The organism is Pradoshia sp. Z5_111, assembly GCF_058267535.1.
Map to the genome: position 1 here is coordinate 489,012 of NZ_JBZCPQ010000002.1, position 25,387 is coordinate 514,398.

22 protein-coding genes are annotated in these 25,387 nt (G+C 36.3%); 6 read left to right on the top strand and 16 right to left on the bottom strand.

Features of this window, described 5'->3' with window-relative positions:
* The first annotated feature begins 546 nt into the window (after positions 1-546).
* A complete protein-coding gene (locus tag AC4D4A_RS06600) occupies positions 547-4,062 on the top strand; it encodes a bifunctional 2',3'-cyclic-nucleotide 2'-phosphodiesterase/3'-nucleotidase (RefSeq protein ID WP_490995142.1) in 3,516 nt (1,171 codons plus the stop codon).
* Between the two features lie 47 nt (positions 4,063-4,109).
* Here AC4D4A_RS06600 and msrA read toward each other — a convergent pair whose 3' ends face one another.
* From msrA to AC4D4A_RS06615, 3 genes are all read right to left on the bottom strand, one after another.
* Positions 4,110-5,072: a peptide-methionine (S)-S-oxide reductase MsrA gene (gene msrA / locus AC4D4A_RS06605; protein ID WP_490995143.1), complete on the bottom strand. Its 963-nt coding sequence runs from the start codon at positions 5,070-5,072 to the stop codon at positions 4,110-4,112.
* Between the two features lie 242 nt (positions 5,073-5,314).
* A complete protein-coding gene (locus AC4D4A_RS06610) occupies positions 5,315-5,785 on the bottom strand; it encodes a PaaI family thioesterase (protein WP_490995210.1) in 471 nt (156 codons plus the stop codon).
* 129 nt (positions 5,786-5,914) lie between these two features.
* Positions 5,915-6,649, bottom strand: a complete 735-nt coding sequence (locus AC4D4A_RS06615) for a DUF2238 domain-containing protein (protein ID WP_490995144.1) — start codon at positions 6,647-6,649, stop codon at positions 5,915-5,917.
* Positions 6,650-6,853: 204 nt separating this feature from the next.
* On the opposite strand from AC4D4A_RS06615, the gene AC4D4A_RS06620 reads away from it, so the two are divergent.
* Entirely contained in the window at positions 6,854-7,327 is a 474-nt protein-coding gene (locus AC4D4A_RS06620; protein ID WP_490995145.1) for a hypothetical protein, read from the top strand.
* A gap of 64 nt (positions 7,328-7,391) precedes the next feature.
* On the opposite strand, the gene AC4D4A_RS06625 is transcribed toward AC4D4A_RS06620, so the two are convergent.
* From AC4D4A_RS06625 to AC4D4A_RS06685, 13 genes are all read right to left on the bottom strand, one after another.
* Complete coding sequence (locus tag AC4D4A_RS06625; RefSeq protein ID WP_490995211.1) at positions 7,392-8,612, bottom strand: glutathionylspermidine synthase family protein; 1,221 nt, start codon at positions 8,610-8,612, stop codon at positions 7,392-7,394.
* Positions 8,605-9,066 carry an RNA helicase gene (locus AC4D4A_RS06630; RefSeq protein ID WP_490995146.1) on the bottom strand — a complete coding sequence of 154 codons (462 nt, stop codon included), beginning with the start codon at positions 9,064-9,066 and terminating at the stop codon, positions 8,605-8,607. The genes AC4D4A_RS06625 and AC4D4A_RS06630 overlap by 8 nt, the downstream gene beginning before the upstream one ends.
* A gap of 18 nt (positions 9,067-9,084) precedes the next feature.
* The gene (locus tag AC4D4A_RS06635; protein WP_490995147.1) at positions 9,085-9,483 is read right to left on the bottom strand and encodes a DUF350 domain-containing protein; all 399 of its coding nucleotides are present in this window, start codon (positions 9,481-9,483) and stop codon (positions 9,085-9,087) included.
* Between the two features lie 23 nt (positions 9,484-9,506).
* Entirely contained in the window at positions 9,507-9,842 is a 336-nt protein-coding gene (locus tag AC4D4A_RS06640) for an aminotransferase yhxA (protein ID WP_490995148.1), read from the bottom strand.
* A gap of 217 nt (positions 9,843-10,059) precedes the next feature.
* Positions 10,060-11,055 (bottom strand): hypothetical protein, encoded by a 996-nt coding sequence (locus AC4D4A_RS06645; protein ID WP_490995149.1) that lies wholly within the window; start codon positions 11,053-11,055, stop codon positions 10,060-10,062.
* Between the two features lie 114 nt (positions 11,056-11,169).
* Positions 11,170-11,538, bottom strand: coding sequence for a hypothetical protein (locus AC4D4A_RS06650; RefSeq protein ID WP_490995150.1), 369 nt, complete (start codon positions 11,536-11,538; stop codon positions 11,170-11,172).
* Positions 11,539-11,759: 221 nt separating this feature from the next.
* On the bottom strand, positions 11,760-12,710 hold the full coding sequence (locus tag AC4D4A_RS06655; protein WP_490995151.1) for a hypothetical protein: 951 nt from the start codon (positions 12,708-12,710) through the stop codon (positions 11,760-11,762).
* Between the two features lie 663 nt (positions 12,711-13,373).
* A complete protein-coding gene (locus AC4D4A_RS06660) occupies positions 13,374-14,375 on the bottom strand; it encodes a hypothetical protein (protein ID WP_490995152.1) in 1,002 nt (333 codons plus the stop codon).
* A gap of 514 nt (positions 14,376-14,889) precedes the next feature.
* Positions 14,890-15,699 (bottom strand): hypothetical protein, encoded by an 810-nt coding sequence (locus tag AC4D4A_RS06665; protein WP_490995153.1) that lies wholly within the window; start codon positions 15,697-15,699, stop codon positions 14,890-14,892.
* 18 nt (positions 15,700-15,717) lie between these two features.
* Positions 15,718-17,355: a T7SS effector LXG polymorphic toxin gene (locus tag AC4D4A_RS06670; RefSeq protein ID WP_490995154.1), complete on the bottom strand. Its 1,638-nt coding sequence runs from the start codon at positions 17,353-17,355 to the stop codon at positions 15,718-15,720.
* Between the two features lie 18 nt (positions 17,356-17,373).
* A complete protein-coding gene (locus AC4D4A_RS06675; protein ID WP_490995155.1) occupies positions 17,374-17,643 on the bottom strand; it encodes a DUF5344 family protein in 270 nt (89 codons plus the stop codon).
* Positions 17,644-17,658: 15 nt separating this feature from the next.
* Entirely contained in the window at positions 17,659-18,045 is a 387-nt protein-coding gene (locus tag AC4D4A_RS06680; protein WP_490995156.1) for a YwqH-like family protein, read from the bottom strand.
* A gap of 388 nt (positions 18,046-18,433) precedes the next feature.
* Positions 18,434-20,182: a solute:sodium symporter family transporter gene (locus AC4D4A_RS06685; RefSeq protein WP_490995157.1), complete on the bottom strand. Its 1,749-nt coding sequence runs from the start codon at positions 20,180-20,182 to the stop codon at positions 18,434-18,436.
* A 309-nt stretch (positions 20,183-20,491) separates the two neighbouring features.
* On the opposite strand from AC4D4A_RS06685, the gene AC4D4A_RS06690 reads away from it, so the two are divergent.
* The 4 genes from AC4D4A_RS06690 (at position 20,492) to galT (ending at position 25,382) form a co-directional block, all read left to right on the top strand.
* Positions 20,492-21,481 carry a LacI family DNA-binding transcriptional regulator gene (locus AC4D4A_RS06690; RefSeq protein ID WP_490995158.1) on the top strand — a complete coding sequence of 330 codons (990 nt, stop codon included), beginning with the start codon at positions 20,492-20,494 and terminating at the stop codon, positions 21,479-21,481.
* 206 nt (positions 21,482-21,687) lie between these two features.
* Positions 21,688-22,878: a galactokinase gene (locus AC4D4A_RS06695; protein WP_490995159.1), complete on the top strand. Its 1,191-nt coding sequence runs from the start codon at positions 21,688-21,690 to the stop codon at positions 22,876-22,878.
* Complete coding sequence (gene galE / locus AC4D4A_RS06700; protein WP_490995160.1) at positions 22,875-23,867, top strand: UDP-glucose 4-epimerase GalE; 993 nt, start codon at positions 22,875-22,877, stop codon at positions 23,865-23,867. Before AC4D4A_RS06695 ends, galE begins: the two co-directional genes overlap by 4 nt.
* 27 nt (positions 23,868-23,894) lie before the next feature.
* Positions 23,895-25,382, top strand: a complete 1,488-nt coding sequence (gene galT / locus AC4D4A_RS06705; protein WP_490995161.1) for a UDP-glucose--hexose-1-phosphate uridylyltransferase — start codon at positions 23,895-23,897, stop codon at positions 25,380-25,382.
* Positions 25,383-25,387 lie beyond the last annotated feature (5 nt).

Here is a 25,387-nt window from a genome sequence, read left to right on the forward strand (position 1 = left end):
ATAAAAGAGGCTGAGTCATAAGTATTTCAGTTAATGATAAACCCGAACTATTAGGCGATATTTTATGGATATTCGCCGGCTAGTTTGGGTTTTATTTGTTTTCATCATGCTGCATACCATTATTCATATCTAGTGGAATGAAGCGGACTTTTTTCTCCAACTTCACTCTATAACAAGCAACATAGTCTAGTAGAATTACTTTAGATATCATCCGACTTCCAGCATTGTTTATAAGTTAGTGTCCCATCCTCTTTTAGTGATTATAATCCCCTTCTCCCTACTGATAGTCTCTACCTATTCTTTTTTATGATATCTCAAACTAATTCCTCATATATATATCCCTAGTAACTAATTACCACAGCATCCATAATACCTATGATTTGTTTTACACTGAGTAATGATAACTAGTTTTTTAACCTGAATAAATATAATTAATGGTAGTATTTAACTGTTATCCTAGATACCTATCCATATACTACTTTAAATTTGATATATTTGTAAGCGGAGCCTAAAACTCTCAAAAAATACAAAGGATAGGTGCCTCGTATGAAACTATGGAGTAGTATCAAAGGTCGAATCTTTTTAACAAGTACAATGGCAATCAGTTTGGCAGCAACCTCTTTTATGACAAGTGAAGCAGAAGCTACCAAGCACAAGCATCACAAGCCTAAGGGACAATCACAAGTAGAACTTCGTATTATGGAAACGACAGATATTCATACTAATCTTTTAAGCTATGATTATTATAAAGATAGCTCCGCCCCTAACATAGGATTAGCTAAAACAGCTACTCTCGTAAAAAAGGCACGTTCAGAAGTAAAAAATTCCGTATTAGTTGATAATGGCGATTTAATTCAAGGGACACCTCTTGGCACTTATAAAGCTAAAATCGATCCGTTAGAAAGAAGAGAAACACATCCAGCCATAAAGGCTATGAATATCATGGATTATGATATAGCGACTCTTGGAAACCACGAATTTAACTATGGGTTGAAATATCTGAACGAAGTATATAATGACGCTGATTTTCCCGTCATTAATGCAAACGTATACATTGATGATCAGGATAACAATCCACGGAATGATGTTCATAAATTCCAACCTTATAAAATCGTCAATAAAAAAGTTAAAGACCAATCTGGAAAAACCAAAATCATTAAGATCGGCTATATCGGATTTGTACCACCACAAATCAACGAATGGGACAAGGCTCATCTTGATGGCAAGGTCATTACAAAGGATGTTGTAGCAACTGCTAAAAAATACATTCCTGTCCTAGAGAAAAAAGGTGCGGATGTGATTGTTGCTATGGCTCACTCCGGTTTTAATGGGAATCTCGATAATACGGAGGATACCGTATATGCCTTAAGTAAAGTACCTGGTATTGATGCTCTCACTTTTTCACACACACATAAAGTATTCCCAGCTAAAACCGTTACTGAATTAGATGCTTTATTCAAAGATTCTGCAGGAAATCCTCTTCCTGGTGTTGATAATACTAAAGGAACCATTAATGGCGTGCCTGCTGTTCAGGCAGGGTATGGTGGCGCTGCACTTGGAATTATTGATTTGACATTAAAGCAAGTAAAAGGTGAATGGGAAGTATCTAAATCTCATTCCTCCACAAGGAGTGTTGACGAGTCCGTACAACCTGATAAATCGATCGTTCGTGCTGTTCAAAAGGATCACGAAGGTACGTTGAAATATATTGATACTCCTATCGGTACTACAACTGATGATATTTACAGCTACTTCGCACTGGTTCAGGACGATCCATCTGTTCAGGTCGTTACGAATGCACAAAAATGGTATGCAGAAAAGTACATTGAATTAAATAAACCGGAATTAAAGGATCTGCCTATTTTGTCTGTTGGTGCTCCATTTAAAGCAGGCCGAAACGGTGTTGATGAGTTTACTGATATTAAAAAAGGCGATTTAACCATTCGAAGCGCCGGTGATTTATATCTCTACGACAATACATTGAAGGCAGTTAAGATCAAAGGCTCCGTAGTAAAAGAATGGATTGAAATGTCGGCAGGTAAGTTCAATACGATAGACCCTGCCAAAGAAAGTGAACAAGAACTATTGAACCCTTCCTTTGCGGTTTATAATTTTGATGTCATCGATGGTGTCAATTATCAAATTGATGTGACGAAGGCTCCAAAATATGCAGCAAACGGTACTCTTATAAACCCAGAATCAAGCCGCGTAATTAATCTGGAGTACAACGGAAGTCCAATTGATCCAGATCAGGAATTTATCGTTGTGACAAACAACTATCGTGCCGGTGGCGGAGGTAACTTCCCTGGATTAAAAGGCAGTGAACTGGTCATTGATTCAGCAGATGAAAACCGCCAAGTTCTAATGGATTACATTTCTGAAGTAAAAGAAATTACACCAACTGCTGACCGCAACTGGTCTATTGCTCCAATATCCGGCGATGTGAATGTCACATTTACAACTTCACCAAAGGCAGAAGAGTATATTACAGATGAAACACCATTCACGTACACTGGAAAAACAGACTCCAAAGGCTTCGGCATCTTCACTATTGATCTAAATCGTGGAGTCAATGTTCAGTTACTGGGATTAAACGATTTACACGGACAGTTAGATACTGTCACTACAGTTGGAGATTTACCAACAGGACCTATTTCATATACAGCGGCAGCATTAAAGAAAGAAGAAGCTACAAATCCTAATACATTTCTAGTGCATGCCGGGGATATGATTGGAGGAAGCCCGTTAGTCTCCGCTTTATTTCAGGACGAGCCTACCGTTGAAATCTTAGAAGCAATCGGATTTGATGTCGGAACATTTGGCAACCACGAATTTGATGAGGGCATTGATGAACTAAAGCGTATGATGAATGGCGGCGACCATCCTAAAGGCAACGCTGACTATGACGGAATGAACTTTCCATTAGTTGCAGCCAATGCTTTTGACACTAGAGATGGGAATTTAATCACCCAGCCCTATACAGTTTTAGAAGCTGAGGGCGAAAAAATTGGTGTTATTGGTGTTGTAACTCAGGAAACGCCTACTATGATCGTAACAAAAGGAAATGAATCATTAAAAATCACAGATGAAGTAGCTGCCATCAACAAATATACAGATGAACTTAAGAAACAAGGAATTGAGGCTATTATCGTACTTGCCCATAATCCCGCAACTCAAACTGGCTATACTGATTCCTTCGATGCAAGCCGGATTGCAGAGCAGATTAATGATGAAGTCGATGTGATTTTTGCGGCTCATAACCACGTAAACGTGAACCGTGTTGTTGATGAAAAATTAATTGTTCAAGCTTACTCCTATGGAAATGCTTTCTCTGATGTAGATATCACCATTGATCCACTAACAGGCGATATCGTCAGCAAAACAGGGGAAATTAACACTGTTTATCAAAAGGATTATGCTCCAGATTCTGAAGTCTCATCTATTCTAAAAAAATACTCTGATCGAGTAGAGCCCATTAAGGCGCAAATAATAGGCAAAAATACGGCTTCTCTTGAAAAAAGCTACCCAACTACAGCAAGAGAATTCAGTGATATTGCCCTCGGTAATTTAATTGCAGATGGTATGAAGGCAGCCATGGATTCAGATTTCGCCTTAATGAATGGTGGCGGTGTACGCTCTCCATTAGACGCAGGCGAGGTGACATTTGGAGATTTATTCGCCATCCAACCCTTTGGTAACGTATTAAACAAGGTAAAGCTTAGCGGAGCTGATTTAGAAGTTATTTTAAATGAACAAATCACCGCAAGAGGTTTAGATTACCACGTGTCCGGTTTTAAATATACGTACACATATGACGACCAAGCGAAAACTGGTAAAGTAGTCGATATCCTTTTACCGGATGGCAGTAAAGTCGATCTGAATAAAGAATACACGGTCGTGATCAATAACTACATGTATGGAAATATCAGTACGAGCTTTGGTAAGCTATCAACAGATATGGAAGTTGGACCAGCTGATATAGATGCAACTGTTGAGTTTGTAAAAACCTTGCCTTCCCCATTTGAGTATAAGGCAGAGGGTAGAATTCAAAAAATAGATTAACAAATGATTAAAGGACTGCCAATTTCATAATAGGCAGTCCTTTCTTATCATTCATTTTCAAATAAACTCAAATATTGACCATATCCCTTTTCCTCTAACTGATCTACAGGGATAAATCGGAGGGCAGCGGAATTAATACAATAACGTGCCTGGTCCGGTCCAGGCCCATCATCAAAAACATGCCCCAGATGAGAGTCTGATGTTTTGGATCTTACTTCAATTCTTCGCATCCCATATGAAGTATCAAGCTTTTCTTCCATTTCATGTCGCTGTATTGGTTTCGTAAAACTCGGCCAGCCACAGCCCGCATCATATTGGTCAAGTGAACTAAATAAAGGTTCACCCGAAATGATATCTACATAGATTCCCTCTTCCTTATTGTCCCAATATTCATTTTGAAATGGCGGCTCGGTTGCATTATTCCTTGTCACCTCGTATTGGAGCGGTGTTAATTCTGCTCGAAGCTGCTCATCACTTTTTGTATTCTTCCAGTTATCTCTTATAAATCGAGCACGGCCCGATCCCTCTTTATAGAGATTATAGTGAAAAGGATTCTTCTTATAATAATGCTGGTGCTTCTCTTCCGCTCTGTAAAACGGACCTGCCGGGAGTATCTTCGTTACAATTTCCTTCTGAAATCGTCCACTGTTGGCCAGTTCCTTTTTAGAATCCTCGGCTAAGCGATGCTGCTCTTCATTATGATAAAAAATGGCTGTTCGATAAGAATCGCCTCGATCATTAAATTGCCCTCCAGCATCTGTCGGGTCAATTTGCTGCCAATATTGTTTAAGCAGTGTTTCATATGACATTTTTTCAGGGTCATATGTAATTTGAACAGCCTCATAATGGCCTGTTGTATCGCTGCAAACCTCTTCATATGTTGGATTCTCCGTATGGCCACCCGTATAACCGGATACGACTTTTATAATTCCCGGCTGCTCGTCAAATGGTGATACCATACACCAAAAACAGCCGCCCGCAAATGTTGCCAATTCCAACTGATGATCCATTCAGTATACACCCCACTATCATTATTTTGGGTAATCAACCCTACTATCTTTTCCAACCCTACTTCAATCGTATTCAAACTCATATGCGTATTTATACAAACAGATAATAAATGATTTCTATTATGTATCTTATCTCTCAATTAAAAAGGCTGCTCTAAATGATTTTATATTAGAGCAACAATAAAGGCAGTGCAAACAAAAGGTCTCAAAACCCTTTGTTTAACACTGCCTCTTTAATTCATTCATTTTTTAAATGTACCAGGCATAACGACTGCTTCGACGACTCCCCTGGCACAAAGTATGTCTTCGGCGTAAACCTCTGTTTTCACTTTCCACTTTTTCGGATGGATTTCAGTTAAAGTACCGATTGCAATTAATGGGACTCCCTCAGGTGTAGGCTTCATAAAATCAACATGTAATGAAGCAGTTACAAATCGAGGTGGTATTGCACCATCTCCCACATCAAATCCGTTCTTCCGATGGAGGGCCAGAGAGGCAGAGCCAGTCCCATGGCAATCAATTAAGGATGCAATGACTCCGCCATAGACAAACCCTGGTATTGCCATGTGATCAGATTTTGGCTCATATACGGTTCTTGTCTTATCACCATCCCAGCCAGTCCGAAAATGATGTCCATCTTTATTCAGTCGTCCACAGCCATAGCACCAAGCAAAATCGTCCGGATAAATATCCTGGATTGCTTTTTCAATCATCTTTATCACCTAATCACTCCTTAATAAAATGAGTAGCTAAAGATTTTTTCAGTTCAATCTACATATAGATCTGAGCATATTAACCTTTGTTTGGTTAATGGCTGCAGGTGCAACTTCTTTTTGTCATAATTATGAACCAGTCTTTTCAGATTTACTCCATATCTGCTGTTCTTCATCCTCTACGATTCTACTTTTTTGTTGCTTTTTTAAATTAATATAGCCAATTGCTGTGACAGTGAATGCACCGAGAGCATCTACAATAATATCTCCCATCGTATCCATTACAGCGTCTCTTCCAATCAAGACAACTCCCTCTCCGGTAATGAATTTTTGCATATTTGTTCCTAAGACACCATCAGCAAGAAACTCATAAATTTCCCAAACGGTTCCACAGGTTATTGCAAAACAAAAGGCGAATAAAGCCACAAAAAAGGGACTTAAATCAATTGTTTTCTTGGTGTTGTTAAGGAAATTGACAATAATGAATCCTAACGCTCCCAGCATAGCTGCACTAAAGCAATGTAGAATTAAATCCCAGTAAGGAACCTTATAATAAAAATTCCGAACCTCACCAAGGTAGATCGCACAAAATAAAAAGATAAAATACATAATTTCCATGATATCCGGTATATCTATGCGGAAGCGATGTTCAAGTTGGGATGGCAGGAAAATAACTATACATCCTGTTAAACATTGCAAAATCATTAATACATAGTCACTTTTCACACGTTCATATTCATTTTGGGCAACGCCTGATGGGGCATTAATTAACATGTAAATAGCATAAATGACTGATATCGCGAGTAATAGCAGAACTACTCTAAAGGTCCAGTTTTTCCTTTTTTCATATTTTATGTATTCCACTTTAACCCCTCCTCTCTCTTATTTTACCTTTATTGCCCTACATATTGGTATGGCAAATGGATACATTGCTATAAAAAGAGATTTATAATAGGATTCCATGCAATATTTAGTCGCTAAAAAGCTATCGGCTAAACTAATTGTATGTTAGACTCTCTTTAATTGGTCAATAATACCAAAATGTAAGATATCTATGGTGGTGAACAGATGAGGCTTCCTAATGGGGTAACTGGATTCTCCGATTCAGCAGATAATCAACTGACACCAATGGTTGAAAAGCAGTTCAAGCAGCTCTGTTATTCTATTGTTAATTACAATGGCGGAACGCTTAATAAATGGAGAGATCCTGCATATCCAACGAGTTTTTATCATGCACACATATCATTTAATAATGAGGAATTACATATTTTACTGAATAAGCAGTATCCCTTGCTTGCCTTTGCCTCAAGTGTTGAGTATGAATCCATTGAATTCATTGATCTCCCCCATCTTGTCGAGACATTTTCCTCGCTTTATAAAGTACTGCATACAAGTGAGCTGAACCAGCCTGTCATTATTAAAAATCATTTAAAGCATGATTTTTTGCAAAACGATCATGATTTAACTTTCGCTGAATTAGAAATCATTAAGTATTGGAAACCTAATATAGTTGGAGAGATTATTTTTAACTATTGGGATTAAGAAACCAAGGGACCCTTATATAGGGCCTTCCTTGGATAATAGTAAAGACGAAACAAGCAATCTATCAATCACCTATGCCAACAGGCAAGTAATAGGAAAGATTATTGGTAATCATTCCGCCAACCCTGTAGCCGAAGGCAGATGATTTTCCATTAAGCAGGAAGCTTCCCAAGAGCAACCGGCCTTCCTGAAGACCCTTTTCACTTTGGTATTGTACAGTCGGCTGTTCCATATAAAGTTGATAAACTGAGGTGTACTCAGAATATGACTTTTGGCTATCTGCGTACATTAATCGGCCATCTTCACTAAAGATTTCAACTGTGTCGCCCTCACGCCCAAAGGCTGGTTTTTTCACATAAGGCAGTTGATTTTTCAAAAAGGGCTCAGCTTCAAGGTATGTCGGCAGAAAATAATCCTCTATCCACTTATGTTCCTCCTCCGTAAAAAAGGGATGTCCCTCTTCATGCAATCCCCAAATGACGGCCTGAACTGCTTTATTTTGCAGCAAAAATGCCGATGGTGGATTCAGGATGGATAGCTTCCCCTCTTCCACCAACTCTAGCAACCATAAGCCAATTGTATTCCCATCTTTGTCCTGATCCATAATAATATTTTCAATCGGAAAAGTTTGCCGATAAAGGATATCAATCCTGACGCCAAGCTCATCGAATAAGCCTACGCCTCTTTGGATTTGCAGCTTATGTAGAGGAGTGAATTTGGATGATGGAACAGCCTTTTTAAGATACTGAACGGTTTCTCTGTCCTCAATATGATCCTCATGAGCCGTAAACACGATATATGGAGCTTTCCCCTTACTGACTTGCTGGATACTATCCTGAACTGCCTTATACAACTGCACCTCCAAGCCATCATTTGGATTCTCTGTTCCAAACTCTTTGCAAATACGTCCATTTATATGAAATAATTCCTTAATAAATGTGGGAGTATCTGAATTAATCTCGATACACTTATAACCATCTCCGTATGGAATTAGATCCAGGCGCGCGATCACACTTTCAGCCGGGTGAACTTTAAGTCTTAAAAAAGAAATTGTCTCTTCTGGATAACCCATCTCGAGAAAAGTTTCATATGGAACTTTACGTAATAGCGAGGCCATTTTTGAGTATACCTTGCCGATTCGTTCAGTAGCCAGGCGTATATGTGCTGCTTCTTGCCTGTCTATCAGCTTCATATCATATAAGGCATATTCCTCACCATAAAGATTAGCCCAAAAGCCCTCTATATGATCATAAAATTCGCTTCTTCTTTCATGGTACTTATCCATCAACATCATCTAACTCCTTAACATAAATCACATAAACACCCCGGTCTTCATCAATCTCAGTGGACGTCACTAACATCTGCCCGGTGCCCGGTACATCTACTACATCCTTCAAGAGATAGCGGAGTACTTCATAATGACTGTCGTAAGGAGTGCAAGAAAGCAACCGATAATTTTCCCGTAATTCATGATATCGAAATTCAATATGAATCCCTAGACCGCGGTAGTTTTTTTCTTTCTCCCCCTGCAAATTCCTCCCTGTTTCCTTAACCACAAGGATTTCCTCTTCAGCGGACATTTCATTCGATATTAGCTCATATTGTGTTCCTCTCACGATAAAATACGTACAAAGCTGTCTGGCATAGCACTCATCCACCCCAACAGTGGGGAGATTGTATTGATAAAAGGGCTCAAACCGCCCATTTCCTTTATCTAAATAATACGTTAATTGCTTCACTCCACTTACCTGCCTTATTTAATAGGATAAACACTTCGCTAAAATTAACCCAACAGCCAGTGACAATGAGACTAACATGATGCCGACAGCATGATTATCTTCCTCGATTGCCTGATGAATGCTAAACCTTATCGTAAGAACCTCTGCAAGTAAGAACACAACAATTTGTGAGACAATCCCGATAACTCCCCATATCACCATATCCCTAAGTGATACGGAATATTCAATTGCTGCCCCAAGTACGATTGAGAGCCCAACGATCTTACCGCCGAGTGACATGGCTGCTGTAGAGTTCTTCTCAGAAATCAACTTGAATTCCCTCAGCTTCGGCGTACTTACGGCAAATAGAGCAATTCCTGCAGCAAGCAATAACAAGGCTACTCCTAAATATGAAAGAAAATTAAGATATAAATTCATATAAATCCTCCCTTTTCAAAGACTTAACCTCCAAAAGATTTTGTTCCGCTGCCAAATCCCGAACTAGCCTTAATCCCCCCCTTAAAAGAGGAACTATTTTTATAGGATTGGTAACCCTTATTGTTCAGAAGCATGCTTCGATTTCCAAAAAAATAACCGCCATAATAATAATGGCCATGATACCTCGAGTTGTCATCATCACACTCCCAAACACCATCATCATCATCCCATTCCCAATCTCCGCAGTCTGAATCTGTGGGTTCTGGAGGAAGATCCGCATTTGATGTCCCACATCTGACCAAACCTATGGTCAATGCAGTTACAGTCACACCAATCATGATTTTTTTGGTTTTATTCAATCATCTCACCTCAATCCCTCTTTTGTTATATTTTACTAAACACTTCCAATAAAAAGTATAATAATTGGAAGAAGTATTTATGTCTTTCCTTTAAGTTAGAGATTTTGATTATGCAGGATGCTTGTAAAAATTCCAGAAATAAAAAAGCCTCTAAAACTTGAATGTCTTAGAAGCATTTCGTGTAGTATTTAAAATAGTTATGTATTAAATTATTTAATTATCTATTTAATATCTTTAATTTGGCTTTCTCCCTTCGAAAGCACGCAAAGATTGATAGAGTTAGAATTAAAATTTCACTTTGAACGATATTGAAAATCAATGAAGCGTCACCATCATAAACCCAGCTATTTTTGTTCACAAGCAAAAGTACTACAAAAAAAGTTAGTAACATATTACTTTTTACAAAAAACAATATCCCTCTTTTAAATGAAAAGAATTTATTTTTCACCCTATTTTCTTTCAATGTGTGAAATTCAGTGAAAGTATCTATTATAAGTCTCTCAAGCTTTTGTATATATGATCTACTTCCAATAGATGCTATAGTTATTTCCTTATTCTTTACGTTTTCATTTTCCACAAACCAAATATAATCTTTCCCTGGAAGTAAAAATTCAGTGAAATCTGTAAGATTTTCATTCATGAATGTAATTTGGCTCATCTTTTGTTTATTATCTTTAAAGGCTCTTAAAAATTCTTTTGTTAGCTCTGCTTTCCCATCCTTTATTATTTCATTCAACTTCTCCTCTATAAATTGTTCTAACTCCTCCTCAGGAACAGTATGGATTAAGTCATAAAAATTGAAATCGATTTTTATAGCATTAGGAATGCTCAGATTATTTCTCTTAATGTCTATACCATAAAATTCTGCCAATATATTCTTTAAATCCGAAGCTAAGGCTTGAATGGAGAATGTATGCTTATTATCTTCAATAACTTCAACTAACAGGTTACCCTTTATATACGGGTAAAGAATAAGCTGTTTTGCATCCAACTTACATATTATCTTCTGTTTTGTACTTACTATGTATCTCAGAATATTTACTAAATCTATTGGTAAGTTAATTTCCTTACTTGAAGTACTCAGTACTTTTTTCAGTTCTTGATGCTCTAAATTTCCCTTACCAATTTCCTTAGCTTTTTTCTTATAACCCAAGCTTACCAATTCACTTATCAAATCTTGTGTGGAAATAGAAAATCCGTTCATTTCCTCCATAATGGTTCCCCCTAAACTAAACAAAGTAACCGATGAATATTAAAACTATGAATTGCTGTTTAAGCCTATCAAGATACATTTGACCTTAATTATCCATACATGAAGGAACCATCTTTAATCATAAATAGCCATAATCCATGCAAGGATCCACATTAGTGACAAAAGAAAGGCAATAGATATCACCTTTCTAATTAAGAAGGGATATGAACTAAAAGTTAGCTGAGCGTAATAATTGATACCAGATAATATGATAGCTATATATTGAAATAGATATCCTACGAATCCCTTTTTTTCTTCAAATACATTTGCCTCATATAAACCAATCACTACCCTCTGTGAAAATATGGAGGCAAAAGCAAATATAATATTACATGATAGTATTACAAAAATATAAGAACTCGGAATAGGCATAAAACCATCCAAAAAGAGTGCCAATAAAGTTAGACCTATTAATACAGCTATAAATGCACCAACTTTTTTCATATACGACACTTCCTGCTCAATGTTTTCTTACCTACCTGAATTGCTTCTCCATTATTAAATCTATATAGACAAAGCCTCTAAAACGTAAATGTCTTAGAAGCTTTCCTATAATCTTTATAATAGTTATAAATATATTCGTACTAAATATAGGAAAACGATTTATTTTATGTCTTGTTTACTCCCACACTTCCTTTATTTTGCTGACTTTGTTTAGTTGTCTGCTATTTAACACTCTTAGGACGAAAACAAGCGATGAGTGTAATAAATAAGATCAATACCTCACTAAAGATTCCAAATAGTTCATAAAAATCTCTTCCGACATATACCCAGCTGTTCCTGTTAATATTAATCGCTAACATAATTATAACGAGCACGATATTACTCTTTATAAAAAAGGGAAAGCCTCTTTTTAAAGAAAAGACTTTATCATTTAGTTTAGTCATTTCATCTTCAAAATCTATAAAAGTCTTTTTAATTAGATCCTCAATTATTTCAAAATAAGATTCTGCACCAAGGCTTTGAATAATAATTTCATCTGCTTTTACATTTGTGTGATCAATCATCCAAATGCATTTTGTACTTGGAACAAAGAATTCCATACTTACGACACGGCCTCTTTTTGTAAAAACTATGGAATTGATCTCTTGGTTATTCGTAGAGAAGTCCTCAAGAAAATTTTTTACAGATGTTTTGTCACTATTATTATGTATAAATTCCTTTAACTCTTCCTTGTTCATATCTTGAATCAAATCATAATTTATTACTTCCATGGTGATGGTTGTTTCGTATAAATCTAACTTGGAGGTATCTTCTAAGTGATAAAAGCTAATAAAGGATTTATAAAAATCTTCTCCCCAATCGATTATTGAGAAGGTATGGTGGTTATCTTCCACAACTTCTGTCAAGATTTTATCTAGCTTAATTGAATGAATGATTAATGTCTTGGAGTCATTCTCAAAATTAATAGAGTATTGGGACTCACCCAAATATTGTATAATTCTATTCTCAGCCGGACTGTAACTTTGTATATCTATTCCATTGATTTCAGGCTTACTTTTCTCATTTTGTAAGGACCTTTTTGAAATTTCCTTTGCTTTCCTCCTATTTCCTGTTTGAAAAAGTAATCGGACTAACTCTTTTGTTGATAGACTCAACTCATTTTTATCGGCCATTTTATCTCCTCGCTAACAAAATTTTCATTGCAACATAAACATCTAAATCGTATATCGCCGCAAATACAAACAATAGGAAGAAACTAAAAAAACAAAAGATAAACGCAAACAATTTATTTAATATAAATGGAGTTCGATTGAATATAAGTTGTATATGGTAATTCACCCCAGAAAAGAGCATTGCTAAATAATGAAATGTGTAATTAAGAATTCCCTTTTTTTCTTCATATACATTGATTTCATATAAACGGAGTATTATTGTTTGCATGAAGATGGATGCAAACGAAAATATTAAATTCGTAAGTAACACTATTAAAAGATAGGCACTAGGTATTGGAAAATCACTACTAAATAAGAATGCAGGAATGCTGCATACAAGTACAGCTAGGAAAAAACCAATGGATTTATTCATCTAATAATCATATCCTTATTAATGGATTATATTTAGTTTTATTACCGTTAAGAGGCATTTTGTAAAAAGTATAGATAATCAATTAAAGATTCCCGACATAAAAGTTATTATAAAAAGATAGGCACCACATAACAGACATGCGAATGATTTATTTACTATGATCGAAGTTCGATTAAATATAATTTGTACATGATAATTTATCCAGATAGAAATATAGCTATGTATTTATAGTCTAATATAACCCAGACTACCTATCTATTTACTATATTTAATTTGGATTTCTCCCTCCGAAAGCATGCAATGAATGATAAAAACAAAAATAAAATTTCACTTTGAATAATAAGAACTATAAATGACGTATTACCGTTATAACCCCAGCTACTTTTATTTATAAACAAAAGACCTAAACAAAAAATTAGCAACGCATTACTTTTCACAAAAAACGGCAATCCCCTCCTAAATACAAATAACTTGTTCCTCAACCTATTTTCTTTTGATTTGAGAAATTCAGTAAAGAAATCTTTAATTAGTTTCTCGATTTTTTGTAGATATGTTTTAATTTCGATACTTGATATTGTTAATTCCTGTTTCCTAATATCCTCGTTTGCTACAAACCATATACAATCTTTCCCCTGAACGAAAACTTCTGTGAAATTTATACGATTGTCATTCATAAATATAATTTGATTTACCTTTTGTTTATTAACTTTGAAATCTCTTAAAAATTCTTTCGTTGGCTTAGCATTCTTATCCTTTATTAAGTTGTCCACTTTTTCTTCTATGAATTGTTCTAATTCTTCTTCAGCCACAGTATGAATCAGATCAAAAAAATCATAATCAAATTTAATAGAATGAGGTTTGTCTAAATTATCTCGCTCTATGTCTATATCTATATCATAAAATTCTACCAATAATTCCGATAAATTATCATTAAAGGTGTGTATGGAAAAGGTATGCTTATTGTTATCGAACAACTCTACTAGCAGCTTCCCATTTTCATAAGAATAAAAGATAAGCTGTTTTTCACTCATTTTACATATAATCTTCTGTTTCGTATTAGCTATGTATTTCATTACTTGTCCTAAATCTTTTGGTATATTATCTCCCTTATCTAGAGTGCTCAGCATTTCTTTCAATTCTTGAGGATTTAAGTACTCTTTTCCCATTTTCTTGGCCTTTTTTCTATAACCTAATCCAATCATTCCCCTTATCAATTCTTCTGTGGAAATAGTGAAACTTCCTTTTTTCTCCATTATGGTTACCTCCTCAACTAAGCAACGAGACCCAGATTATTTAGAAATCTGTATTAATTGCTGATTAAATCCCATCAGAACTAATTTAATTTGAATTAACTAAAATACGATATCTCTCTAATCAAAGATCATCACAACCCACCCTAGAATCCACATCAATGACAGAAGAAAAACAATAGATAGAATTTTTCTGATAAAGAAGGGAAATAAACTAAATGTTAATTGAACATAATAATTAATGCCAGAAGTTATTATATATATATATTGAAAAAGATAATCAAAGAATCCCTTTTGCTCTTCAAACACATTGGCTTCATATAATCTAATTACTATGGTTTGTGTGAAAACAGAAGCAAAAGCATACATACAATTAAACGATAGTATTATAAAAATATATGAACTTGGTATAGGCATGAAACTATTTAAAAAGAGAGCTATTAAGGTAAAACCAATTATCACTACTATTAGAGCACTAACCTTTTTCATAATAAGCCACTTCCTAATCTATGTATTCCTACCTAATTGTATTTTGTTTTATATTGAAAAAATCGAATATCTGCTGATTTAATTGATTAAGATACTCATCTATTTTAACCGGAATGATAAAAACCTCTTTATTCATGATTCTATTGTAATCAAGATGCCATATAGATTGCTTGTTTGGTAACATGAAGTTAACTTGCCTTAAATCCATTTGATTTCTAATATAGTCCATCTCCATAAAAGATAAGTTATCAAATTGCTGGTTATTATCTTTAAAGTCAGCCAAGAACTCTCTCAAATCAATATCTAATTCCTTATCACTTATCATATGCTCAAGATATTGTGGATTTAAATCATGCAATTCATTGTATAAATCCTCAGACAACATCATTGTCTTAATTTCTCTTCTAAAAGAATCATTAGTATTAGTTAGTCTATAATGCTTTCTTAATGTATCTCCAAACCCTTCCTTTGTTTGTTGTTTAGTAAAATAGTGAGCTTGATTCTTAATTTCTTGGAGTAGCACATTCTCCTCATCTATACAGTGAATAAAGAGTACATGCTCGTCCTTAATGCATCTAACTTTTTTAGTAGATACCATTAACAGATGTAACAGGTCCTCTACTTCTGGAACAAGTAAGGTTGATCGCGTTTCATCCAGGTAACCTTTCCCTTTTAAGGTAGATTCAGTATATTCTATAAAACGATCCACAGTCTCTTCGTCTTTACTACTATTTTTCAAGTTGATTATTACTTCACTAGCTACATTTTCATAACCACATAAGGCTAAAGCAGCAGCCAACTCATTAGAAGATAACTTTAGAGATTTAGTTTGAATCAATTAATTTCCCTCCTAAATTTAATTGAATAATCCAGATACAAAATCTCCTGCATCGGACATTTTATCTTTCAAGGCACTACCGGTTTTATTTGCTGCTTCTTTTAAATCGTCAACTTTGTTCTTCACAGCATTACCAGCTTTATTGGCCATGTCTATTGTATCTTTATAAGTATCTTCAACCGCCTTCCCTGCTTTCTCTCCAATATCTTTTACCTTATCTTCGATTGCAAATGATGCGACTATTCCAACCGTCGCTCCTACGGCCCCTCCAATGATAGTTCCTACTCCTGGACATACGAGTGTACCTAATGCCATTCCCCCACTTGTCAATGCAGCAACACCAACATCAAGCCCTATTCCAGCAGTTGCTCTCCCTATTCTTTCCAAACTAGATTTATGTTTATTCTTATCACTTACTATTTCACCAGCATTAGTAACAAAGGAAAATAACGTACCCACAGCTGGTATCTTCTTAACTAATGCTTTAAATTGATTCACATCTGTAAATTGGCCTAACGTTGCTTTAATATCGATTGGAAAGGCTTTATATGCTCTTAGAGCTTGATCGGAATATTTAAGAATCTTTCCATTTAATAAATCTTCATACTTAACCATATTTAAATGTGGTTTTATCCCAATTAAGCTTCGTAACACTCTACTTGGGGCGTTATTGAATTTTGAAAAATAATTTTGTATAAAAGATACTGAGCTGTTACTGCCTTTCTTAAGGATTCCATGAATGATTTCGGCAAGTTTAGAATTATACTTCCCTTGACTGTTTTGTTTCCAATCCGGATGTGCGCTAATTTTAAATTTACCGTTACCACTTTTCTCTAAAGTAAGTGCCTTTGAAAGGAGTACTACAGCTGCACCAGTCGCCTTTAAAATCTCTGTACCACCCTTGAATTTCCCCATCTTATCCAGCCAATCAGCGACATCTCCTATCACTGTTGAATCGCCTTGTTCTACGGAGAGCTCTACAGCTGAATCAATCATTTCAGTGAGTGTATCATTTTTTTTGAAATAATTATTAATCTCCTTGATCGTATTTTCGTTAATAACGATTCCTTTGCTGGACCATGTTTTAATTTTTTTAATGAAAGAGGATATGTCCTTTAAATCCTCTAAAGATTTTTTTAATTCCTTTACGCTTTGCTGGTCTATTTCATTGAGTTCATCAATTGTTGACTTATTATGAATTCGTGCGGATTCTATGGAGTAATGGATAGAAGTAGTTGATAGAGGAGAAGCACTGACTAAGTCTCTAACCTCATTAAAGTCTTGATTGATATCTTCTATAAGATCTTCTGTCATTCTTTCAATTTTCTTTAAGCCTTGTTCTACATCATGATCGATAAATTCCTGTTTTATTAACCCATTCTTATCCTCGTAATTTAGTATGGAGTCTTTAATCTTTTTAAGCTGTGTTGTGTATTGATCCAGAAACTGATTGATTAGTAGGACAGCCGGAATATGCAATACCGTAAAATGTTCTCTGATTGCATCTCCCATCTTGCCATCAAGTGAATCTTTCGACGAACCGCTTATCTTATTAAGGGAATCTCTCAGGTCGAGGATTTGTTCTTTTTCTTCTTTTTTCTTTTTAATTGAAGTATCAAGCTCAGAAAGAACTTCATTAACGTTCAATACCTTCAAGGGATGGACCTCCTAACTTTATGAATTTTTACGGGCAAGTTCCCGATCTGTTTCAAGTAAATCATCTATGCTGGTCCGTGCAGTAACCTCACTATCAGCTAACAAAGCTATATAGTTTTTTAGAATCTGATAATATTCTTCTTCAATTTGTTTAACCTGATTAATTAAATCCATCTTACTATCTGCAAATTGAATATGCGGATTCGTTTTATCAAGAGATTCAATTTTACTCTTCAGATCATTTAGAATAGAATTCGCTCCACTTTTTTCAATATGGATTTCATGCATCCGTTTAACCCCTCCCTATGAATTTCTCAACTGTTCAATTCTCGACCTTTTATTTGATATCGAATTGTTTAAATTCCGATTAACAGCATTGTAATGCTCAATTTCATCTCTAATTCTATCTAGCATATTTTGGATATCCTTATTGCCAATATTCATATATAAATCTTCTATATCATCTCTTCTATCCAGAAACTTATCAGCGTGTTGGCCTCTCCATACACTGCCGGTAAGTTCCGGTTTATGGATATATCTTTTGTTATCAAAATAGTCATCCTGCTTATTCGATATATTCCTGTAAGCACGCTCCAATCGGTCTACCTTTTCATTGTTTTGACGTATCTTATTATTTAATGAAGAGATTTCACCATAAATTAAATTGATCCTATGACTATTATCTTGCATCTTTTCACCTCATTATCTAATTACATAGTCTCCCTAAATACCATATATTGTCATAGTTTATAATAATAAAAATTCAAAAAATACGATACTAAAGTGTTACAATAATTGAATAATTGAGCCTATTTTACTAGCTAAATAACAAACTTTTTACGTTAAACCATATATTTTTCCCTATAAAAACATTATGTATTAAAAATTACTAACCGTATCAATTAAACTGTATTACCTTTTGCGTGGTTTAATAAACCATAAATTTACAATAATATAAACTTAATTTCCTAGTATAGGTACTCTAAAGTAACAGACACCTAATTTGAAAGATGATGACTAAATTTATTCCATAATTAAAAATCACCTTCCTGAATCGGAAGGTGATTTTTAATTAGTATTACAATGCTTTTTTATTAATCGTACTTTTTTCTAAAGGTTCAGCTGTATTTGTTCTACTTCCGATTTTCTTGGTGACGAATAAACCGATCAGACAAATTAGAGCAGCTCCGGCAAGCCAAGCCCAAGTATGTACACCAAAGCCTGTTTCACTTGCGAGTCCGAGTTTCGAGAATACGATATAGAAAGCAGTGACACAGAAAATCATTCCCCAAGCAGCTTCCTGGCGATATCTCCATGGCTCCAGATTTACAAGATTTCTGCTAGGAAGAATATATGCCTCTTCCCTTGGTTTTATTTTACCAATTATCAACATGAGCAGGCAGCTGATAACAAATAGGATAGCCAATTGATACAAGAAGCTCATCTCTGGCTTAATTACAAGCTGAAGGATTGCATACGTTGCAATAAAGAAGGTTATGGAGATTTTAGCCGCGATAGCTGGAACTCTCTTTGTCACATAACCAATAAAGATAATCGTGAAAATCGGTACATTGAAGAACCCGTTTATGACCTGTAAGTATTGGAACAATCCGCTTGGTGCGTACATAATCAGTGGCGCGATAAACATCGAGATCAGAGCAATAAAGACCCCGAACCATTTCCCTTTCCTGACTATTTCCTCATCAGATTTATTTTTTCCAAAGGTTGGCGCATACACATTGATTGCAAATAAAGTTGACGCGCTATTTAAGATTCCATTGAAAACACTTAATACAGATCCAAACATGGCAGCTGCAAACAAGCCGATCAACGGTTTCGGCATTACTTCTGTTACAAGAGCCGAATACATTGTATCTGGGTTAGCTCCCGTATTACCGATAATCTGAAATGCCATAATTCCAGGGATAATAACAATAATCGGTGTAAAGATCTTCATTAAACCGACAAACATAATCCCCTTTTGTCCTTCTTTTAAATCCTTGGCCGCCAAGGCACGTTGAATAATAGATTGATCCGTTCCCCAATAATAGAAGTTCACTAGTAAAAGGCCCGTTAAAGCCGCTCCAAATGGGACAACATCTTGATTGGTACCAATCGCATTAAACTTTTCAGGAGTCGCTGCAACAAATTGTGAAAATCCTTGAGATATGCTGCCGTCTCCTAAAGTAAGCAACGCAAAAATCGGAACTAATAGACCGCCAATGGCCAAAGCAACTCCATTAAACGTATCTGAAATCGCAACCGCTTTCAATCCACCCAATATTGCATAGAAGAAGCCGATTATTCCGATCAACCAAACCATAATCCAAATGCCAGCCTCATAGCTGATATGAAAAGTGCTTTCAACGTCGAACATTTGGCTTAATGCTATGGCTCCCGAATAAAGGGTCGTTGGCAGCATGTTTAACACATATCCCAACAAGAATAATATCGACACAAACGATTTAACTTGACTGTCATACCGATCTTCCAGAAATTCAGGAATAGTTGTGATTCCTTGTTTTAAATAACGTGGAAGTAAATAAATAGCTACTAACGCCAAAACGAATCCGGACGTAACTTCATAAGCCATATTACTCATATTCCCCGCAAAGGATTGCCCACTCATTCCAACGAATTGTGTGGCATTTAGGTTCGTTAATAGTAGGGACATCCCAATAACGCCCCATGTTAAACTTCTCCCACCTAAGAAATAATTATCCTTAGATACTTTTCCTTTAACCTTTTCTTTCCTCAATTTTGAAAATGTATAGTAGGCAACTACACCCGTAAAGAGAATAAAAGATAGTATGATATACCACTGCACAATAATTTCCCCCTGCTGACTTATTATAAAAACGTTTTCATGGGTATCATAATAAATTTTAGTAAATTAATCAATTTATTTACTAAATATATCGAAAATAAATTAATATCTTTCAAAAAGAATCAAGGGATTATTATCATGATTAATCGGAAATAGCTATCTATATTTTAGGTATTTCATACTTCCACCCCTTACACCTTTCCTTAATAAAACGAAAATAATCTAAAGAAATTTACTAAAAAGTATAGTATACTGAAAGCGCTAAAATAATCGGGTTTTACTTTTAGAAAAGAAAGAGGGAGCTGTCCAATGGCCACGATTAAGGATATCGCAAATATGGTTGGAGTTTCGATTGCGACCGTTTCAAGAGTACTTAATTACGACGACTCTTTATCAGTCAGTGATGAGACGAAAAAAAGGATTTTTGAAGCGGCTGAAGAATTAGACTATCAAAAAAAACCTAAACGCAAACCTAGCACGTATAAAGTAGGAATCGTGAATTGGTATACTGAAAAAGAGGAATTAGACGATCTTTATTATATGGCAATCAGACTTGGCGTGGAAAAGCGCCTGGAATACCACAATATGAAGTTCACTAATTTTTCTATAGAGCATTTGCGTTCCCTCCAAAATGAAGGATTTCAAGGGATTATCGCAATTGGTAAATTCAGCGAAAACCAGGCTGAGGAACTAAAGAGTGTGTCAAGTAACCTTGTTTTTGTAGATAGTTCACCTAATGACGATCAATTCGATTCTGTTATAGTTGATTTCGAAAAAGCCACACGAAATATTCTTCAATATTTTCTGGATCAAGGACACACTAAAATTGGTTACTTAGGTGGGCGGGAAATTTATAAGGACCACACTTCCAAAATCGACGATCCTCGAAGAATTAGTTTTGAACGATTTCTATCGGACATGGGTCTCTATCAGGAAGCTTATGTGTATGAAGGCAAGTTTTCAGTTGATGATGGATACCACCTGATGAAACAAGCAATCAAGGATCATCCAGATGAGATCCCTACAGCCTTTTTTGCTGGAAATGATTCTATAGCGGTTGGAGCATTACGGGCCCTTCAAGATGCAGGTGTCCGCGTTCCGGATCAAGTTAGTATTGTTGGAGTAAATGATATTAGCATTTCAAAATATATGTCTCCCCCCTTAAGCACGGTTAAGGTCTATACCGAATTAATGGGTGAAACGGCAGTCGATTTATTGCTTGAGCAGTTATCTGGAAGACAAATTTCGAAAAAAGTAAGTATTGCTACACAACTTAAAATAAGAGGAAGCTCCAAGTAAAGCGCACAAATAAATGTGCGCTTTTTTGCATGGCAAACTGTTTAGTAAAAATTTTAGTAAAATTAATTGACTCCGTTTACCAATTTTTATTACAATAAAACTGGATACGCTTTCAAAAATAGGAAATATACTCTTGTATAAAGACAGACTGTACGATTCATTAATTATAAAAAGCTTTACCTAAAATTTAGAGGGAAGTGACCAATATGGAGCATCAAAAACTATTATCTGCATTTCACAGTGTTTTCTCAGGAAGTATGAATGATAAGATTCGTACCTTTTTTTCACCTGGCCGAATCAACCTGATCGGTGAGCATACTGATTACAATGGCGGGTATGTTTTCCCATCTGCCATCACCTATGGAACATATGGCTTAGTACGACTGCGCAAAGACCGCACCGTTCGGCTATATTCACTGAATTTCAAAGAGGTCGGGATGATTGAGTTTTCTTTAGATGATCTGGATTATGACCCATCCCATCAATGGGCGAACTACCCTAAGGGTGTACTTCGATATATAGCTGAGAATGGAAACGACCTGCCGAACGGCCTTGATATTCTCATATACGGCAATATTCCGAATGGAGCTGGCCTTTCTTCCTCTGCTTCACTTGAAGTTTTAATTGGCGTAATGGTAAATGAAGTCTTTCAATTGGAGATAAATCGCATCGAGTTAGTAAAGATTGGACAAAAGGTGGAAAACCAGTTTATTGGAGTAAACTCCGGTATTATGGACCAATTTGCGATTGGAATGGGAAAAGCAAAATCAGCTATATTGCTAGATTGTCAGACTCTAAGCTATGAATATGCCCCATTTGATATAGCAGATCATCAGATTATCATCATGAATACGAATAAACGAAGAGAACTGGCAGATTCAAAATATAACGAACGCCGAAGCGAGTGTGAAGCAGCACTTGCAAAACTGCAAACAGCAACTGATATATCTTCACTTGGAGAACTATCTATCGATCTTTTTGATCAACATAAAGATGTCATTGGTGACTCCACTCTTGAAAAACGGGCACGCCATGCAGTTTATGAAAATGAGCGTACAAAAAAAGCCTTTCAAGCTTTACAGGCAGGTGATCTAGTCCAGTTTGGCATCTATATGAACGAGTCCCATATTTCACTTAGGGATGATTACGAGGTAACTGGACCGGAGCTGGACGCATTAGTGGAAGCAGCCTGGCAGCAAGAAGGTACCGTTGGCTCCAGAATGACGGGAGCCGGTTTTGGAGGTTGCGCGATTGCACTGGTTCAATCAGCTCATATCGAACGTTTCATTCAGGAAGTCGGAGATGCGTTTAAACAAAAATTCGGATATGAGGCAGATTTTTATGTTGCCAGCATTGGTGATGGGACAAAGGAAATTATAACGGAGGCGATTGTATGAGTACTTTAGTTCTTGGTGGGGCTGGTTATATTGGTTCCCATGCCGTATACCAACTAATCGATGAAGGTTACGACACAGTAGTGGTTGATAATTTACAAACAGGCCATAAAGGGGCTATACATCCAAAGGCAAAATTTTATCAAGGAGATATCCGAGACAAGGACTTTTTACGCGAGGTGTTTACGAAGGAAAAAGTAGACGCTGTACTTCATTTTGCTGCCTATTCACTTGTTGGAGAATCTATGGAAAAACCGCTCGAGTATTTCCGTAATAATGTATATGGGACCCAGGTACTGCTTGAAGTGATGAACGAGTACAATGTTAAGCATATAGTCTTCTCCTCTACCGCAGCTACATATGGAGAGCAGAATAAAACACCGATTACGGAGGAAATGCAGACAAATCCAACCAATGCCTACGGTGAGACAAAACTGACAATGGAGAAATTGATGAAGTGGTGTGATACAGCCTATGGCATGAATTATGTGTCGCTCCGTTATTTTAACGTCGCCGGTGCCCGTTCAACCGGGGAAATTGGTGAAGACCATCATCCAGAAACACACTTAATTCCAGTAGTACTGCAAGTAGCATTGGGACAGCGAGAATCTATTTCCATTTTCGGAGATGATTATCCAACGGAGGATGGCACATGTATCCGTGATTATATTCATGTTGAGGACTTAATCGATGCTCATATTTTAGCCTTGAAGTATCTTCAAAATGGCGGAGAAAGTAATATTTTTAATCTTGGCAGCAGCAAAGGTTTTTCAGTCAAGGAGATTGTGGAAGCAGCCAGAGCAGTAACAGGCCACGAGCTGCCTGCTAAAATTGCCCCTAAAAGAGCCGGTGATCCAAGTACGCTGATTGCCTCTTCTGAAAAAGCCGAGCGCATTTTGGGCTGGAGACCGAAGCGGACGTCCATCCAAAACATTATTACGGATGCCTGGAATTGGCATCAGGCCCATCCAAACGGCTATGGAGATAAGTAGTTAAATTGATTAAAAGGGGAAGATATCATGGAGATCTATGCAGCAGTTCAACAACTTTTGGATCAGGCTAAAAGTTTACAAATGCTTGATTCAGCAGATGAAATATACGCCAGAAATCAGATATTGTCACTGATTCATTTAGATGGCTTTTCAGAACATCCAGTAAAGAACGAGCTGTCGATCCCGGATTTATTGGATATTATCGCTGATTATGCTGTTAGGACTGAGATTATTGAGGATTTAATAGTCAATAAAGATATTTTAAAGGCCAAGGTAATAAATGTATTTATGCCAAAACCTTCAGAGCTAAATCGTACATTTCATCAAAAGTATAAAGAATGTCCAGAGGAAGCAACCAAGTATTTTTATGAGTTAAGCCAGAATAGCAACTATATCCAAACTAAACAGATTGCGAAAAACATTAGTTACACGGTTGATACAGATTATGGAGCACTGGATATAACAATCAATTTATCAAAACCTGAAAAGGATCCTAAACAAATTGCATTGGAGCGCGAGCTGAAACCTGTTACATCCAATTATCCAACTTGTCTCCTTTGTATTGAGAATGAAGGATACGCAGGACGGTTAAATCATCCTGCCAGGTCCAACCATCGTATGGTCCAGATTCCACTCGGGGAGGAATCGTGGTATTTACAGTACTCACCATACGTATATTATAATGAGCACTGCATTCTGTTATCAGACCAACATCGTGATATGAAAATTAATTTCCAAACGTTCACCAATTTGCTGATGTTTGTTAAAAAGTTTCCGCATTATTTCTTGGGATCTAATGCAGATATCCCTATTGTGGGGGGATCTATTTTAACCCATGACCATTATCAAGGTGGGCGATATGAGTTTGCAATGGCCCGAGCAAAGGAAGAAGTAACTTTCTCCATTAAAGGGTTCCCTTCTATTTCTGCACATATCGTGAAATGGCCTATGTCCGTAATTCGTATAAAAGGAGCTCGTCTGGAGGAAGTTGCAGGTGCAGCTGATCGGATACTCCAAAAGTGGATTCACTTTAGTGATCCATCGGTTAATCTCGTAGCCTATTCCGGAGATACTCGTCATAACACCATAACACCGATTGCAAGAATGCGAGATGGCCAGTTCGAGCTTGATCTTGTTCTTCGCAATAATCGAACAAGTGATGAGCATCCATTAGGAATCTTTCACCCTCACCAGGATGTTCACCATATCAAAAAAGAGAATATTGGTTTAATAGAAGTTATGGGTCTTGCTGTATTGCCTGCCCGCTTACAAAAGGAGCTTATTGAGGTTGAAAAATATCTGCTCAATCAACTCAATAAAGTGGCAGACTATCACCAAGCTTGGGCTGAAGAACTAAAAGTAGTTAACGGGAAAGAAATTACTCCTGAATCCGTAAAAATGATTATCTCTCAGGCAGTCGGTTCCAAATTCCTGAGATGTTTAGAGGATGCCGGTGTATTTAAACGGACCCATGAAGGAAAACAAGCATTCAAACGATTTATCGATATACTCTAACCTTA